The sequence below is a fragment of the Glutamicibacter sp. genome, from assembly GCF_050701915.1.
In the GTDB taxonomy this organism is placed as follows: domain Bacteria; phylum Actinomycetota; class Actinomycetes; order Actinomycetales; family Micrococcaceae; genus Glutamicibacter.
The window spans coordinates 63,147-78,576 of record NZ_JBOGEG010000002.1 but is presented as its reverse complement, the minus strand read 5'-3'; the positions used below and the strand labels follow the sequence as shown (position 1 = coordinate 78,576).

Genomic DNA, 15,430 nt, shown 5'->3' with positions numbered 1-15,430 from the left:
GCCATGATCAGCCCAATGTGCGAAATCGCAAAACACCGTAGCTAAACTCACTTTTGTTCTCTGCTTTAAACTGCCCAAGCCGCCTGGTACGGCACACGCGCAGCTGATCACGCCAAGACCTCGATTTGCCCCCGGAACGTAAAATGGGAATTGTGGCTCATTTACTCGGGGGCGAAGCCCTACATCTGGAATATCCCACCCATGTCGTTTTCGACTCGGTAACCATCGGCATTTCCGATGGTGACCGCATCGGCTTGGTGGGTCGCAACGGCGAAGGCAAGTCCTCGCTGCTCGGCATGCTCTCTGACAGGATTGAGCCCAACTCCGGGCGTGTTACCAAGCGCAATGGCCTGCGCGTGGGCGTGCTGGACCAGTCGGACACCCTGGATCCCGAAGCGACCGTGCACTTCTGCGTGGTGGGCGAGATGGACGACCACGAGTGGGCCGGCGAAGCGCGCATCCGCGACATCATCTCCGGGCTGGTCGCAGACCTGGACTGGGAAGCGAAGATCGGCACCCTCTCCGGCGGCCAGCGCCGCCGCGTGGCCCTGGCCGCGCTGCTGGTGCAGGATTGGGATGTCATCGTCCTGGACGAACCGACCAACCACTTGGACGTTGAAGGAATCTCCTGGCTCGCCGAGCACATCAACAACCGCTGGTCCAAGAACTCCGGTGGCCTGATGGTCGTCACCCACGACCGCTGGTTCCTCGACGCGGTCTGCACCACCACTTGGGAAGTGCACGACCGCCTGGTCGAGCCGTTCGAAGGCGGCTACGCCGCCTACGTGCTGCAGCGTGTGGAACGCGACCGAATCGCCGCGGTCACCGAAAACAAGCGCCAGAACATGATGAAGAAGGAACTGGCCTGGCTGCGCCGCGGCGCCCCTGCCCGTACCTCCAAGCCGAAATTCCGCATTGAGGCAGCCAACCAGCTGATCGCCGATGTCCCGCCGGCACGCAACCCGCTGGAATTGCAGAAGATGGCCACCAGCCGCCTGGGCAAGGACGTCATCGACCTGCTGGACACCGAGGTCTCCTTCGGCGCCAAGCAAGTACTCAAGCCATTTACCTGGCGCATCGGTCCGGGCGAACGCACCGGACTGCTCGGCGCCAATGGCGCCGGCAAGTCCACCCTGCTGGGCCTGATCGCCGGGACCGTGGAGCCAACCGGCGGCAAGATCAAGCGAGGCCAAACCGTGAAGCTGGCCGTGCTGGACCAGCAGTTCCGCGAACTGGAGCAGATCGGCCAGGACAAGGTCCGCGAAGTCCTTGCCCGCTACCGCACCACTTTCAACGTGGATGGCAAGGACCTGACCCCGGCCCAGCTGCTGGAGCGCTTGGGCTTCTCCTCGGCACACCTGTCCACCAAGGTTGCTGAACTCTCCGGCGGCCAGCGCCGCCGCCTGCAGCTGCTGATGATCCTGATGGACGAGCCCAACGTGATGATCCTCGATGAGCCGACCAACGATGTCGATACCGACATGCTGGCCGCTCTGGAAGACCTGCTGGATTCCTGGCCTGGCACCTTGATCGTGGTTTCCCACGACCGCTACCTGCTCGAACGCGTCACCGACCAGCAGTACGCGATCCTGAACGGCAACTTCCGCCACGTGCCAGGCGGCGTGGATGAGTACCTGAAGCTGAGAGCTGCCGAAGGCTCCACTGGCGGTTCGAATCCTTCGCAGGCTTCTTCAGAAGCTGCCGCTAAGCCTGCTGGCCCTTCGGGCGCTGAGCTGCGTGCTGCGCAGAAGGAACTGAATGCCAATGAACGCAAGGTCGGCCAGCTAGAGGAAAAGATCGCCCAGGTCCACGCCAAGATGGCCGATCACGATCAGAGCGACTATGAAGGCCTGGGCAAATTCACCGCTGAGATCAACGAGTACCAGTCGCAGATTGACGAGTTGGAAGAACGCTGGCTGGAACTGTCCGAGCTGCTCGGATAGCGCTTCTGCCTTTGGCGCAAGTGCAGGGCTCGGGAAATTTAGTTTCCGAGCCCTGCACTTATCTATGAGTTTTTGCCCCATCGGCCAAAGATCGTGGCAGACTGGCGAACATGGGAATTGTGATCCTGGAGGGCCGGCTGCTGTGCAAGGACGCGGCTGAGGCTGAATTAGTGGAGAAATTGCTGCCGAAGCATATACGCCTCACCAAGGCAGAACGTGGCTGCATTTCTTTCTCTGTCACGCAGACCGAGGATCCCTGGGTTTGGCTGGTGCACGAGGAATTCGACGGCAGTGCCGCCTTTGAAGCCCACCAGCAGCGGGCAGCGAAGAGCAAGTGGGGCCAGGCTACCTCCGGCTTGCAACGAATTTACAGGATCAAGGGCTTATAGCTATGCGCATTTTGAAGCCCACATGCGACGCGGTGAAACCTAGCCCCTCGTAAAAGCGGTGCGCGTCCAGGCGCTGCGCGTCGCTGGTCAGCTGGATCAGCGAAATTTTCTTGTTTTCTGCTTCGGCAATGGCCCATCGGATCATTTCCGTTCCCAGTCCCCCGCCACGCAACCCACTGGCCACGCGAACTGCCTCGATCTGCATCCGCTTCGCTCCCCTGCGTGCAAGACCCGGCAAGGTGGTCAGCTGCATCGTGCCGACAATTGTTCCGTCATTGCCTTCCACCACGATCAGCGTATGCGCTGGGTCCGCATCAATCTCGTTGAAAGCCTCCAGATAGTGTTCCCCCTCGTCCCCAGCGCCCGCATACTCTGCACGACGTATTTCATCGTCTGCCATCAAGGCAATGATCTGTTCAAGATCCGCTGCTTGCGCTTCGCGCAGGAGGTAGTTCTGGCCGCGTGCCGACAAGTTCCCGGTGAACATGGGGTCCTCGCATACCTCAGGCATGGGACTTGGGCGCACGCCCTGCACCAACCGAAATGCCCATGACGATGATGCCGGCCGCTTGCAACGACCAGCCAACAATTCCGGCTTGCAGCAGCGTGATCATCAAGGCTCCAGAAATAATGAGCACTAGTGCTAATGCGAATAAATGGATTCCACGTTTATCCAGTCTCATGGCCACAGCGTATGCCCTGGATGGCGAGCATTCAAGGCTTTCCGGTGATTCTATCGGCCAGTACGGCTAGTGGCGATGAGCTCCCTCGCCCCTTCAGCTCGCTTCGATCTGCGGCACCATAGGCTGCATAGAGCCCCTTAGTTGCCAGCCAGCGCAGTGGTTCCGGCTCCCATTTGCGCACTTGATGGTTGACCCACGGCAGATTGGTCAATTCAGTGCCTTCCCCGAGGATCAAGTCGCGCAAGGTTCGTCCGGCCAGGTTCGCTGCGCAGACCCCGGTGCCGACATAGCCGCCGGCCCAGCCAAGTCCGGTCGCCGGGTCCAGTCCGACGGTAGCTACCCAGTCGCGCGGCACTCCCAGTACCCCGGACCATGCATGATCGATTCTCGAACCCCGGGTTTGCGGGAACAAGCGGTGCAAGATTTCCTGCAGTCCCTCCACAGTGCTTTGCGGAGTCTTGCCATCGGCATCGGTGCGCGAACCATATTTATAAGGCACTCCCCGGCCTCCAATGGCAATGCGATTATCCGCGGTGCGCTGGGCATACATGTAAACGTGGGCGTAGTCCCCCAGCACCTCGCCGTTATTCCAAGCCAGTTCATCCCAAATGGATGGAGCCAGCGGTTCGGTAGCAATCAATGACGAATTCATTGGGAGCCACAAGCGCTTGTGGCCCGCTAGCCCGGCAGTAAATCCTTCGGTGGCACGGATGATGAACTCGGCGTTAAGCGTGCCACCGTCGAATTCGACTTGGCGTGCGCGCAGTGAGGTGGCGCGGGTGTTCTCATAGATCCTTACGCCGAGCCGCTCCACCGCTTCGGCGAGTCCGCGGACCAGTTTTGCAGGGTGGATTCTAGCCGCATGCGGATGCCACAATCCGACCCGGGCATGGGCGACGTTGATCTTGCGCTGCATTGCCTCGGCTTCTAGCAGTTCTGTGTGCGAGTGTTCCCATTTCGCGTCGGCCATCGCATCGGCGCGCAGACGCTTTTCCTGGGCAGGGGTGTAGGCAACTTCAACTTCTCCGCCTTGCCGGATATCTGCGTCGATCCCCTCGGCGGCGCAAACCTCGATGACTTCGGTGACGGTCCGGTTCATGGCCAGTTGGAAGTCGTTGACCGCTTGCCTGCCGTGGGATTTCAGGTAGCGTTCGCGGCCAGCCGTGATGGTGTTGGTGAGCCATCCCCCATTGCGCCCCGACGCGCCGTAGCCCGCATGCCGGGCTTCAAGGACGGCGATGCTGAGGTCCGGGTTGGCCTTGGCCAAGTAATAGGCGGTCCACAGCCCAGTGAATCCGGCACCGATTATGGCGATATCTGCGGTGCCATGACCGCGTAGTTGCTGGCGTGGCTCTGGCAGGCCGATCTCTTCCCACCAGTGCGAGACTCGTCCGTTGAGCATGTTGTGTTCCGCCCCAGATTCAAAATGAATGGCTCTCAATAATTGCTTTGGGAATCAGCCTAGGGGCAGGCCATAGGCGCAACAAGAGGGGTGCGGAAAATGATGCAAGAAATCCCTGCCCGGCTCAAGGCCAGGCAGGGACTTCCGGAAAATTATTCGGAAACGGTGATGTGCGCTCCGGGCGCTGGAGCGGTAACCGGGATGGTCGCGACGCCCACCTCATCGACCAACTGGGCCATGACCTCTTCAGCATGTTCGGCGTCCTTGACCAGCAGGGCCAAGGTTGGTCCCGAACCGGAAACCATGGCACGCAGTGCACCGGCGCCTTCTGCCATATCGCGCATGGTGCCTAGTTCCGGGGCAAGCGCCAAGGAAGCCTGGGTCAGGTCATTGGCCAGCACCCGGGATAACGCGGGCGCGTCCGAAGCCATCAGTGCTTCGATGACCGCTGGATCAATTTCCTGCGGGACTTCAATCTGTGTGCCGGAACGCAAGCGATCGAGCATGCCATAAACCCGCGGAGTCGACAGGCCGTAGCTGGCCGGGATCAGCACCCAGTGGGTCTTGGCGCGGGTCAGCAACGGGGCAAGCTTGTCGCCGATGCCCAGGCCGATGGCGGCCCCGCCCATCAGTGCAAACGGCACGTCAGCTCCCAGGCGTGCGCCCAAACGGCCGAGTTCTTCTCGGTCCAGCCCGGTTCCCCACAACTCGTTGCAGGCAACCAGGGTGGCTGCCGCGTCTGCGGAGCCTCCACCCATGCCACCGGCGATCGGAACGCGCTTGGTGATGTGCAGGTTCGCTCCAAGGCTGCAGCCTGTGTGCTCGCGAAGCAGCTGAGCTGCTTGATGCACCAGGTTGCCTGCGCCCAGGGGGAAGCTCTCTGGCTCGGAGACCACGGGGGAATTCGGTTCCAGGCTCAGCTGCAATTCCCCGTCGGTGCGCAGCGTCGCTTCAATCTGCTCAGTCAAGGAGACCGCGACGTAGAGGCTCGCCACTTCGTGGTATCCGTCTTCGCGAGGAGGACCGACCTTGAAGTAGCAGTTGACTTTGCCCGGTGCGGTCGCAACGACACGCTGCTTTGGCATGCTTATGCCTCGCTAGCTGGAGCTTCGGCCGGAACATTCTGTGCGGCACGAGCAATGTCGATGTACTGGTCAATATCCAGCTTCTCGCCGCGTTCCTTCGGATCAATGCCCGCTGCAACCAGGATCTGTTCGGCACGAGCACCGGAGCCCGCCCAGCCGGAGAGGGCGGCGCGCAAAGTCTTGCGACGCTGGGCGAAAGCTGCATCGATGATGGCAAAGACTTCCTTGCGATCCGGGGCATCGCTGCGGTCCTTGTCGCGGGTGAAGCCCACTAGGCCGGAGTGGATCTTCGGAGCTGGCCAGAAGACGTTCATGCCGATCACGCCGGCTTTGCGCATGGTTCCGTACCAGGCGCCCTTCACCGACGGGACGCCATAGATCTTATTGCCCGGAGTGGCGGCCATCCGGTCGGCAACTTCGTCCTGCACCATGACCAAGCCATTGCGGATGGAGGGGAAATGCTCCAGCAGGTGCAGCACTACCGGGACGGCAACGTTGTATGGAAGGTTGGCGACCAGCGAGGTTGGCTCGCCGGGAAGTTCGGTGACCTTCATGGCATCGGAAAGGATCACGGTCAGATCGCCTTCACGGCCCGGGCGGAACTCGGCCATGGTCTGCGGAAGGCGCTTTGCCAGCGGTGGATCGATCTCCACAGCCACAACCTTGGCGGCGGCATCCATAATGCCCAGGGTCAGGGAACCTAGGCCCGGGCCTACTTCCAGCACCGTTTCGGATGGGTCGACTTTGGCGGCGGCGACAATGCGACGGATGGTGTTCCCATCGATCACAAAGTTCTGCCCCAGCGTCTTGGTAGGGCGGATTCCCAGCTCTTCGGCCAGACGACGGATTTCGGTGGCCCCAAGCAGCGGCAAAGATTCCTTAGACATCACAATCCAATTCTAGTTCAGCTAGATTGATCCAAACATAACAACGCGACGCATCCACCGTGATGGTGGACGCGTCGCGTTGTTATTTAGCTTTTGCTTTTAGCGCAGGCCCAGCTTCGACGAGCACGATGGCCAGTGGCCCCAGCCACCGGAACGACGCAGCACTTCAGCTGCGGCGATCTGCTCCTGCGGAGTTGCCTGGTGTGGCAGCGGTGCGTACTTGGTGCCGCCTACGTTGCGCCACGATGAAGCGGAGAACTGCAGTCCGCCGTAGTAGCCGTTGCCGGTGTTGATCGACCAGTTACCACCGGATTCGCACTTGGCCAGTGCAGCCCAGGTCGCGGAAATGCTGCTCGGGGTTGGAGTGTTCTTGGAAGATGAGGTTTCCTTCTTCTCTTCCTTGGTGCCAACACGGATTTCTTCGGCAACTGGCTTCTTGGTGACCTTGGACTTGAGGACTTCTTCCTCGCCCTTCTTGCCGTTGCGGGATTCCTGGCGCAGGGTCAGCGCACGCTCGCCCTTCTTGCCTTCGGTCTTGACCTCGGTGTCGCCCTTATCCATCGAGCTGTCCTTGACCTTCTTGGTCTCGAAGTCGATGTCGCGGGTTTCGTCCCAGGTCTTGACCGTCACGTCGATCACCTCGACAGTGATGCCAGCTGCCAGCTTGACGCTGTCCTTGACATCCTTGTCGGTTTCATCCTTGATCTTGACGTTGATTTCGTCGTTGCCGTCGACCTTGATCTTCTCGTCGGCAAGCAGTTCCTTGACAGTCAAAGCGGTCGTTGCGACCTTCTTCTTCTTGTCCATGACGACCAGGGTCATCTCCTTGGGCGTGATGACTTCCAATTCATCACTCAAGGCCGCAAGCTGCATGTCCTCATCGAGGGAAACCTCAGAACCCTTTTCCAGATCAAGCTGTGCGACAACGTCGGCAACTGTCATACCGGTGGTGTGCACAACGCGCTCGGTGCCATCCACGGTTACTTCAATCGACTTGTTGCGCTTGATATCAACAAGCTGCTGATCGGCAAGATCAGAATCCAGCGCTGCGGAGATCTCGTCGCGCTCAGCCAGGGTGACGTCCTGCTGTTCCAGCAGTGCGCCAACGGTGGCAGCACGGGTGGTGATTTCTTGGCGCTGGCCGTCAACTGACATGACGACCGATTTCTGGCCAGAAATATAAAAAACAGCGCCGGCGATAACCACGGCTACGGCGAGCGCCTGAGCCAGGTATTTCACCCAGGTCTTCTTGAGCAAGTGAGTCACGGTAATGAGATCCCCATCGTTTGTAGACCCAGCTCCCGAAATTCTGTCCAGAATCATCGGTTGGGCCCGGCAGTGTTCACTGCCTGTCCTTCAATCAAAGTTGCGCCGTGTTTCCACTTGCTGCAAGGCGTGAGGATCAGGCTGTCCTGAACACGCCTTGCCGAAATTAGGCGGGGGCGGTACCGGACATCTCATCCACCGTAACCGAATTGTTATATTTGTGGCAAGTGTCCTGTAACGAGTCACACATGCCCTGGGTCTAGAATTCTCCGTACACTTCGCGGGTATTCGCATCAATCCGAGTGCAGAATTCGGCCAGATCGATTCCCTTGTTTTCCGCCATGAATCTAGTCGTGTACGGAATCATGTAGCTGGCGTTCGGCCGGCCCCGAAAGGGGTGCGGCGTCAAGAACGGTGCATCGGTTTCCACGAGAAGCAGTTCGGGATCCGCCAGCGCCAAAGCCTCGCGAAGATCATGCGAATTCTTGAATGTCACGGTTCCCGAGAACGACATGTACCAGCCGTTGTCGTTGCAGATCCGGGCCAAGGCCGCGTCTCCCGAAAAGCAATGGAAGACCACTTTCTCAGGCAATTGCGCATCATTGAGCACCCGAACCACGTCCTCATGGGCATCACGGTCATGGATCTGCAGGGCCTTGCCCTTCTCCACCGCAATGCGCAGATGCTCCCGGAAGGAATGCTCCTGGGCTCCCCGTCCTTCTTCGCCGGTGCGGAAGTAGTCCAACCCGGTTTCACCTATTGCACGCACCCGCGGATCCGAGGCAAGTTCTTCGATCCGCGCGATCGCCCCTTCGAGCTCCCCGCGTTGCGCCAGACGCGCGGCATCGTTGGGGTGGATGGCTACCGCTGCCAGGATATTCGAGTATTCGTTAGCGACCTGAACCGCATATTCCGATGATTCCACGTCGCAGCCAACCTGGATCAGCCCTTTGACACCAACAGCTGCTGCAGCTTCCAGGGCATCGGCAGCAGTGACCTTCACAGTTCCATCAAGGAAATCCAGGTGCGTATGGTTATCAACCACGGGCACTGGAAGCGCTTCGGGCGCTTCCGGGTAATGCAGGTTGCGCTGGCTTCCGCCTTTCTCATTATCAGTAGCGCGCGCCCGCTCCCCTTGCTCTGGTGCAGTGGCTTGCTCCATCGGGCGGTAAGCCTCGGGAACCAAGGTGAGATCAGTGTGCTTCTTCTTGGACACGGTAATCCTTTGCGCGTGAGTACTGAGATCAAATCTGTGTTTAATTGTGGCACCACTAGGTGTATTGGCGACAATCAGGTCCTCAACTCCCGGTAGTTAGACTCTGTTACTGGACAAAAGAACCCCATATGATGTGATGCAAGACCCAATTGAATGCAGTCAGAGGCGATCGATCTTGCCACTGATTCATTCTTCAGGAGGAACCGCGCATGAGTGCGAACCGAACAGTGCCGTCGCTTGATTCGACATTCCAGTCCAATTGCCAGCGCATTTTCGACGCTGTCCAAAGCGTCATCACCGGTAAGCCAGAGGCGGTGACCAGCGCGATGACGGTCCTGCTGGCACAGGGCCACCTGTTATTGGAAGACGTTCCCGGAGTCGGTAAAACCATGCTTGCCAAGTCATTGGCGCGCAGCGTCAACGGTTCGGTTCACCGCATCCAGTTCACCCCGGACCTATTGCCCAGTGATGTCACCGGTGTCTCGGTGTACTCCCCGCAGACTCACGAATTCACCTTCCATCCCGGACCGGTCTTCGCCAATATTGTCATCGCCGATGAGATCAACCGTGCGAACGCCAAGACCCAGTCGGCATTGCTGGAATGCATGGAAGAAAAACAAGTCACCGTCGATTCCATCACCCACCGGCTGGAGCAGCCATTCATGGTTGTGGCCACGCAGAACCCGGTGGAGTCCGAGGGCACCTTCGCCTTGCCCGAGGCGCAGCGTGACCGATTCATGGCTCGGCTTTCGCTGGGTTACCCACAACGCGATGCCGAAATCACCATGCTCACCGGCCGACACCAATACGACCCATTGGAAGCGCTGCAAGCCGTGGTGCAGCTGACTGATCTGGGACACATGATTGAGCAGGTCAAAGCGGTCACAGTCACCGAACGGCTGGGCGCCTACGTTGTGGATCTGGGTCGAGCCACACGTGAGCATCCGCAGGTGGCGCTGGGGGCCTCGCCGCGTGCGCTGATTCAGTGGGTCCGCGCGGCCAAAGCCCATGCCGCGATTCATGGTCGCGACCATGTTTTGCCAGAAGACGTTCGCAGCGTGGCCCAGATGGTGCTGAACCACCGGTTGATCCTGACCAGGAGAGCAGTTGCGGACGGCTTGGATGCCCGTGCCGTGATTCAAGAGCTTGTCGCCAGCACCCCCGTGAGCTAACGGGTAGTCATGGACAAGATTCCCCGCTACGATTCGCGCGACGCCCTCTCCTGGACGCGCACCGAGAATTCGGCAACGGCCTTGCGCCGTTGGCACCTCGACCTGTTCACCGTGCGCGGTTGGTGCACTGCCGGCGCTGGCGGGCTGCTGGTATTCGTGGCCTATCTCCTGGGCCGGCACGAAATGATGGCTTTGGGCCTGGCCCTGCTGGCGTTGGCTTTGGCGAGCTGGGGTTTGGCGTTGCGCCTGCGCGGTCGCACGAATGTTCACCGCGAGCTGCGCTCGGTGGTTCCCAGCGTTGGCGAGGTAAGCAAGTTCCGTTTGTCGTGTGCCGAACGATCCATCATCCAAGAACAATTGCCGGAAGATTTTGGTCCCGGCCCACGATTCCAGGCTCCCGGTTCAATCGAATACGAATTGGTGTTCCGCACACGCGGGATCCACCTTATGGGCCCAGCCCAGCAAATAGTCGGTGACCCTCTGGGACTGATACAGGGAATGGTACGCACCGGCCCGACCCTGCAGGTTCCCGTGCGTTCACAATTGCACGAACTGGATCGTTTCGGCTCGCTCGGAGAACGAACGCTTACTGGCGATGCGAAATTATCCAGGAGCACCACCACCGACTACTACGATGTCGCGACACGCGACTACCAGCAAGGCGACTCCATCCGCCAGGTGCATTGGAAAGCCAGCGCCCGCCACGGCAAACTCATGGTCCGCCAGGAAAACCACGTGGCAACCGCCCAAGCCCTCTTGGTCCTGGATACCTCCTTTGAGCATTGGAATCACAGCGGATCGGATCTGAGGATCTCATTGCCGCAGGCCCACGCAGAAGCACTCACCAGTAGCCGCCGCTTCGAAAATGCGCTGTCGTTGGCCAGCAGCATCGGACTGAGGTACGCCAATAGCGGCTATCAGCTCGCCTTCCGCGACCTCACCGGGGCCTCCTTGACGCAAAAAGACCCGCAAAGCATCTCCGAGCTCGGCGCACTGAACAGTTTTGAAGATTTCCATGCCGCAACCTCGGATATGGCCTTGGTCAATGGCACATTCGAAGCCAACGGTTCCGAGATTCTCGGCAGTACCTTGCGCAAGGAGCTTCTGGGGTTCCGCGAAGAACCGGTCATCATGATCCTCGGTGAGCTCGATCCGCCACAGGCAGCTTGGCTGGCTACCCTCTCGCGCACCGTGCGCCATGTCGAGATTTTCCTGCTGGTCAGCCACCCCGAACGCTATCTGCCGATACAACATGAATTAGCTCGGACCAGCTGGAAGGTCCATATCCTTCCCGGCAATATGCCGATAGACGAGATGTGGGGATGATGAGCGCTGGCCTTGCGGGGGCATTCAATCAAGCCCTGACAACTGAAATTCCGGCTCCGAGCACTGGACCTGCGCCCGCGATGCGGCTCTTGCTCGTGCGGGTTGCTGCAGCTTGCTGCCTTGCAGTCGCCGTATTGGCCGGCACAGCCTCGCTGTCCGGGGTGATTGAAGGCGCCAGCTGGTTCCCGGCCTTGCTCGTCCCGGTCTTCTCCTTGCACCTGTGCGCTGGTCTGCTACGCGCAGTCCGCCGCTTGCGCTGGGTTGCCTTTCCTGCTGCCGTAGTCGTCGCTGCGGCATCCATTGCGTTGAGCAATGCCAGGGAAATCAACATCTACGGTTTGCCTTTCGCCCAATGGATCTGGGCTGCGCTTACTGAAGCGGGCATGCAACTCGCTACCCAGGTTCCACCGGTAGCCAATTCCCTATACGTGGCCTTCAGCGTATTGTGCTTCACCTTGGCGATCAGCCTGATCGTAGAAATGCTGGCTAGCTCGCGGCGCATGGCCATGCTGATCATCATTCCACTGTCCCTGGCACCCATCATCGCGTCGCTGTTCAAGCAGGAAGGCGCCGGGATCGGTTATCTTGCGCTGCTATTGTTGGCAGTTCTCGGCTATATAGCACTGATCCCGTACCTCTTTGCCCCTGCACCTTCCAAGCATTCCCAAGTAAAGCTTCCTACGCCCAGGACGCTGGGAATCCTAGGAATCAGCGTGATGGCCTGTGTCGGTGTCCTCTTGGCGGCCAGCTTGTGGATGCCCGGTTTCCGCAGCGGCATGTTCCCCGAGGGGCAACGCCCTTCCGGTGATCTGTTGGCCAGCAATGTCGATCCCCTGATCAACCTCGGAAGAGACCTCCGCTCGAACAGCGGGGTACCCATCTTGGACTACTACACAACCGCTGAAGAAGCACCCTACCTGCGCACTCAGGTGATCAAGGATCTTTCCGCAGACCGCTGGGAGCCCAGCGAAAACGCTATGCAGCACACCCTTGATGGCACTTCCGCCGTTTCAAGGAATTTCAGCACGTTCAACAGCACCAACGAAGTATTGCGAATGACTTGGCCTGATGGCATCAGCAGTCCCGTACTACCGTTGCCCAACCAATCCTATTTTGTGCAGGGCATCGTCGGCGATTGGAACTGGACCTACGAGACCTCGGTGGCCAGGCTCACTGGCGACGCCATGGCATCCACCAACGACATTTCGGTGGCCTACGCGGATTTGGCCATCAGCACGCAAATGGTCCGCAATGTCGGGCATATGGGAATCGATACCAGTGACCAGCTGCCCGAAGAATACTTGCGTCTTCCGCAAGATCCAGACAACGGCTTGGAACCATTGTTGCAGCAAACCCTGGATGAAGCCTTCGGCAAGAGGGGGAAGCCTGCCAACGACATTGATACCGCCGTGGCTTTGCAGCATTTCTTCCGTTCCGGAAATTTCGTGTACTCCGAACGCACCCCCCTGCGCGAAGGCTACGACGGGGCAAATCGTCGAGTCGTTGAAGCATTCCTGTCCCGGCGCCAGGGGTATTGCGTCCACTTCGCCTCGGCCATGGCCCTGCTGGCTCGTGAAGCCGGAATCCCTTCGCGCATTGCCGTGGGTTATGCCCCGGGTGAAGCCAGCGGAGAAAATATCGAAATGACCGAGGGTACTGCGCAGAGCATGCTGGAACGGCGCTTGGCAGACGGTACCGAACTCACCGGCTATACCGTCAGTGGAAAGCAGTCCCACGCGTGGCCAGAACTGTATCTGAACGGGCTGGGTTGGATTCCATTTGAGCCCACACCGGGACGCGGTTACTCGCCAAGTTACGCGCCGGAACCGACTCGTGCTCCGAACCCGCAAGAAAGCACAGCACCGCAAGTCCCCACCGAGCGCGGCAACCCGAGCCTCCCGGCCAGCGCCTCCCCCTCTGCTCAGGCACAGCCCGGAGATTCCGGGACCCCGGGTGCAACGGCAATGTGGCTGTTGCCGGCTGTCTTGTTGTTGGTTTTCCTGGCGCTGGGTATCGCCCCGTGGCGCCGTCATCGCCTACGTGAGGAACGGCTAGGGCGCGTGCGTTCTGGCGGCGATGACGCCGCACCAGCGCTGCTTGCCGAGCTGCAGGCTATTGGCGCCGATTACCGGGAAGCAGCCGGCAGCCATGAGTCGGCCGGTGACTACACCACCCGTCTGGGCGAAGACCATCCGCAGATCACCAGGGAATTGCAGTCATTGAAAACTGTCATCCAAGAAAGCTTCTACGCCAACAGGCATCTGAGCGCTGATGACGCTGCCACGCTGCTTGACGCCTTGCATGCGATCCAGGGCAATTTGCGCGGCGAGCTGACCTTGATCCAGCGAATCATGGCGTTCTTGTTCCCGGCCTCGGTGCACCCGCGTCATTCCCGCTCGGGAAAGTACACGCGAATCGATATGTAGCAATCGGGTTAACCGGCCAAGGCCCAACAGGAAGATTCCTGTTGGGCCTTGGCACGAGTTGAAGAATTTACTTCTTGGCTGCGTAGGGATCGGCAATGCCGATGTACTGCACGGTGGTGTATTCCTCCAGGCCCTCGGCGCCGCCTTCACGGCCCAGGCCCGACTGCTTCACGCCGCCGAATGGTGCCGCAGCGTTGGAGATAACGCCCGCGTTGAAACCAACCAGGCCGAATTCGATCTGCTCTGAAACACGGAACATTCGGTTGAAGTCCTGCGAGTAAATGTAGGAAGCCAAACCGTATTCGGTGGAGTTAGCCAGCTTGATTGCCTGAGCTTCATCCTTGAAGGTGGTCACTGGTGCCACGGGGCCGAAGATTTCCTGGCTAAGGATCTTGGCGTCGTTGGCAACATTAGCCAGCACGGTTGGCTGGTAGAAGTAGCCCGGACCGTCAACTGGCGCACCGCCGGTGATGGCAGTCGCGCCGGCGGCGACAGCGGCCTGAACCAGCGAGTGAACCTCGTCGCGGGCCTTTTCTTCGACTAGCGGGCCTACGGTGGTGTCAGCTTCGGTGCCGCGTCCTGGCTTCAGGGCCTTCATCGCTGCAGCGAACTTGGCGGTGAATTCCTCGGCAACGTCCTCGTGGACCAAGAAGCGGTTAGCTGCGGTGCAAGCTTCGCCCATGTTGCGCATCTTGGCGGCCATGGCGCCCTCGACAGCAGCGTCCAGATCGGCATCTTCGAAGACGATGAATGGCGCGTTGCCACCCAACTCCATCGAGGTGCGCAGAACCTTGTCTGCTGCGTCCTTCATCAGCTGCTTGCCCACAGGGGTCGAGCCGGTGAAGGAAACTTTGCGCAGACGGTCATCTTGCATCAGCGGGCCGGAGATCTTCGAGGCCGAAGCGCCCGAAACCACGTTCAGCACACCAGCTGGAAGGCCTGCTTCCATCATCGTGGCTGCGAAAAGTTGGGATGTCAGCGGGGTCAACTTGGCTGGCTTGAGCACCATGGTGCAGCCTGCCGCTACTGCTGGGCCGACCTTGCGGGTAGCCATGGCCAGTGGGAAGTTCCAAGGGGTGATCAGCAGGCAAGGGCCAACCGGCTTGTGCTGGACCAGAACCTTGTTCTTGCCCTCAGGGGTGGTGAGGTAGCGGCCGTAGTGGCGTACGGCCTCTTCGGAGAACCAGCGCAAGAATTCGGCGCCGTAGGTCACTTCGCCATAGGCCTCAGCCAGCGGTTTGCCCATTTCCAGGCTCATCAGCAGCGCAAAGTCATCCTTGCGCTCGGTGACCAGGTCAAAAGCACGGCGCAGGATCTCAGCGCGTTCGCGTGGTGCGGTCAGCGCCCATTCGGCCTGGACTGCGTCAGCTGCATCCAGTGCAGCCATTGCGTCTTCGCTCGTAGCACTGGCCAGTGTCAGCAGCTTCTCGCCGGTAGCTGGGTCAAGCACATCGAAGGTGCCGCCGTCGGAGGCATCTCTCCATTCGCCATTAATCAATAGGCCGGTTGGCACCTTGGCAAGCAGCTCTGCTTCGCGCTGGGCAGTAATCGACATACGAGCATCTCCTGATAGAAAATAATGAAAACTAATCGTCTTTGATGTCTACGCTATTCCTGGCAGGTGGCGGCTGTAAA

General features: G+C 59.7%; 13 protein-coding genes. 5 read left to right on the top strand and 8 right to left on the bottom strand.

Features of this window, described 5'->3' with window-relative positions; translation table 11 throughout:
• Positions 1 to 152: 152 nt before the first annotated feature.
• Both ACRDT3_RS02450 and ACRDT3_RS02445 read left to right on the top strand, forming a co-directional pair.
• Complete coding sequence (locus ACRDT3_RS02450; RefSeq protein ID WP_431491663.1) at positions 153 to 1,943, top strand: ABC-F family ATP-binding cassette domain-containing protein; 1,791 nt, start codon at positions 153 to 155, stop codon at positions 1,941 to 1,943.
• Between the two features lie 110 nt (positions 1,944 to 2,053).
• The gene (locus ACRDT3_RS02445; RefSeq protein ID WP_431491443.1) at positions 2,054 to 2,332 is read left to right on the top strand and encodes a putative quinol monooxygenase; all 279 of its coding nucleotides are present in this window, start codon (positions 2,054 to 2,056) and stop codon (positions 2,330 to 2,332) included.
• Here ACRDT3_RS02445 and ACRDT3_RS02440 read toward each other — a convergent pair.
• The 7 genes from ACRDT3_RS02440 to ACRDT3_RS02410 form a co-directional block, all read right to left on the bottom strand.
• A complete protein-coding gene (locus tag ACRDT3_RS02440; protein WP_431491442.1) occupies positions 2,319 to 2,819 on the bottom strand; it encodes an N-acetyltransferase family protein in 501 nt (166 codons plus the stop codon). The genes ACRDT3_RS02445 and ACRDT3_RS02440 overlap by 14 nt on opposite strands.
• A gap of 16 nt (positions 2,820 to 2,835) precedes the next feature.
• On the bottom strand, positions 2,836 to 2,970 hold the full coding sequence (locus ACRDT3_RS02435; RefSeq protein ID WP_431491441.1) for a hypothetical protein: 135 nt from the start codon (positions 2,968 to 2,970) through the stop codon (positions 2,836 to 2,838).
• A gap of 76 nt (positions 2,971 to 3,046) precedes the next feature.
• A complete protein-coding gene (locus ACRDT3_RS02430; RefSeq protein WP_431491440.1) occupies positions 3,047 to 4,417 on the bottom strand; it encodes an NAD(P)/FAD-dependent oxidoreductase in 1,371 nt (456 codons plus the stop codon).
• 152 nt (positions 4,418 to 4,569) lie between these two features.
• Positions 4,570 to 5,502, bottom strand: coding sequence for a 4-(cytidine 5'-diphospho)-2-C-methyl-D-erythritol kinase (locus tag ACRDT3_RS02425; protein ID WP_431491439.1), 933 nt, complete (start codon positions 5,500 to 5,502; stop codon positions 4,570 to 4,572).
• A gap of 2 nt (positions 5,503 to 5,504) precedes the next feature.
• Positions 5,505 to 6,389 carry a 16S rRNA (adenine(1518)-N(6)/adenine(1519)-N(6))-dimethyltransferase RsmA gene (gene rsmA / locus ACRDT3_RS02420; RefSeq protein WP_431491438.1) on the bottom strand — a complete coding sequence of 295 codons (885 nt, stop codon included), beginning with the start codon at positions 6,387 to 6,389 and terminating at the stop codon, positions 5,505 to 5,507.
• Positions 6,390 to 6,488: 99 nt separating this feature from the next.
• The gene (locus tag ACRDT3_RS02415) at positions 6,489 to 7,655 is read right to left on the bottom strand and encodes a transglycosylase family protein (protein ID WP_431491437.1); all 1,167 of its coding nucleotides are present in this window, start codon (positions 7,653 to 7,655) and stop codon (positions 6,489 to 6,491) included.
• Positions 7,656 to 7,914: 259 nt separating this feature from the next.
• Complete coding sequence (locus ACRDT3_RS02410) at positions 7,915 to 8,817, bottom strand: TatD family hydrolase (protein ID WP_431491662.1); 903 nt, start codon at positions 8,815 to 8,817, stop codon at positions 7,915 to 7,917.
• A 263-nt stretch (positions 8,818 to 9,080) separates the two neighbouring features.
• Here ACRDT3_RS02410 and ACRDT3_RS02405 point away from each other — a divergent pair, with 263 nt between their 5' ends.
• The 3 genes from ACRDT3_RS02405 (at position 9,081) to ACRDT3_RS02395 (ending at position 13,795) form a co-directional block, all read left to right on the top strand.
• Positions 9,081 to 10,043 carry an AAA family ATPase gene (locus ACRDT3_RS02405; protein ID WP_431491436.1) on the top strand — a complete coding sequence of 321 codons (963 nt, stop codon included), beginning with the start codon at positions 9,081 to 9,083 and terminating at the stop codon, positions 10,041 to 10,043.
• A gap of 9 nt (positions 10,044 to 10,052) precedes the next feature.
• A complete protein-coding gene (locus tag ACRDT3_RS02400; protein ID WP_431491435.1) occupies positions 10,053 to 11,369 on the top strand; it encodes a DUF58 domain-containing protein in 1,317 nt (438 codons plus the stop codon).
• A 134-nt stretch (positions 11,370 to 11,503) separates the two neighbouring features.
• Positions 11,504 to 13,795: a transglutaminaseTgpA domain-containing protein gene (locus ACRDT3_RS02395; RefSeq protein WP_431491434.1), complete on the top strand. Its 2,292-nt coding sequence runs from the start codon at positions 11,504 to 11,506 to the stop codon at positions 13,793 to 13,795.
• 67 nt (positions 13,796 to 13,862) lie between these two features.
• Here the strand turns inward: ACRDT3_RS02395 and ACRDT3_RS02390 are convergent, their stop codons facing one another.
• Complete coding sequence (locus ACRDT3_RS02390) at positions 13,863 to 15,350, bottom strand: NAD-dependent succinate-semialdehyde dehydrogenase (protein WP_431491433.1); 1,488 nt, start codon at positions 15,348 to 15,350, stop codon at positions 13,863 to 13,865.
• Between the last annotated feature and the right edge of the window lie 80 nt (positions 15,351 to 15,430).

What these genes read in the sequence shown, in the direction of transcription:
- ACRDT3_RS02400 (WP_431491435.1), top strand. Translation starts at nt 10,053, where the DNA reads ATGGACAAGATTCCCCGCTACGATTCGCGCGACGCCCTCTCCTGGACG.
- ACRDT3_RS02430 (WP_431491440.1), bottom strand. Translation starts at nt 4,417, where the DNA reads ATGCTCAACGGACGAGTCTCGCACTGGTGGGAAGAGATCGGCCTGCCA.
- rsmA (WP_431491438.1), bottom strand. Translation starts at nt 6,389, where the DNA reads ATGTCTAAGGAATCTTTGCCGCTGCTTGGGGCCACCGAAATCCGTCGT.
- ACRDT3_RS02445 (WP_431491443.1), top strand. Translation starts at nt 2,054, where the DNA reads ATGGGAATTGTGATCCTGGAGGGCCGGCTGCTGTGCAAGGACGCGGCT.
- ACRDT3_RS02425 (WP_431491439.1), bottom strand. Translation starts at nt 5,502, where the DNA reads ATGCCAAAGCAGCGTGTCGTTGCGACCGCACCGGGCAAAGTCAACTGC.
- ACRDT3_RS02410 (WP_431491662.1), bottom strand. Translation starts at nt 8,817, where the DNA reads ATGGAGCAAGCCACTGCACCAGAGCAAGGGGAGCGGGCGCGCGCTACT.
- ACRDT3_RS02440 (WP_431491442.1), bottom strand. Translation starts at nt 2,819, where the DNA reads ATGTTCACCGGGAACTTGTCGGCACGCGGCCAGAACTACCTCCTGCGC.
- ACRDT3_RS02390 (WP_431491433.1), bottom strand. Translation starts at nt 15,350, where the DNA reads ATGTCGATTACTGCCCAGCGCGAAGCAGAGCTGCTTGCCAAGGTGCCA.
- ACRDT3_RS02405 (WP_431491436.1), top strand. Translation starts at nt 9,081, where the DNA reads ATGAGTGCGAACCGAACAGTGCCGTCGCTTGATTCGACATTCCAGTCC.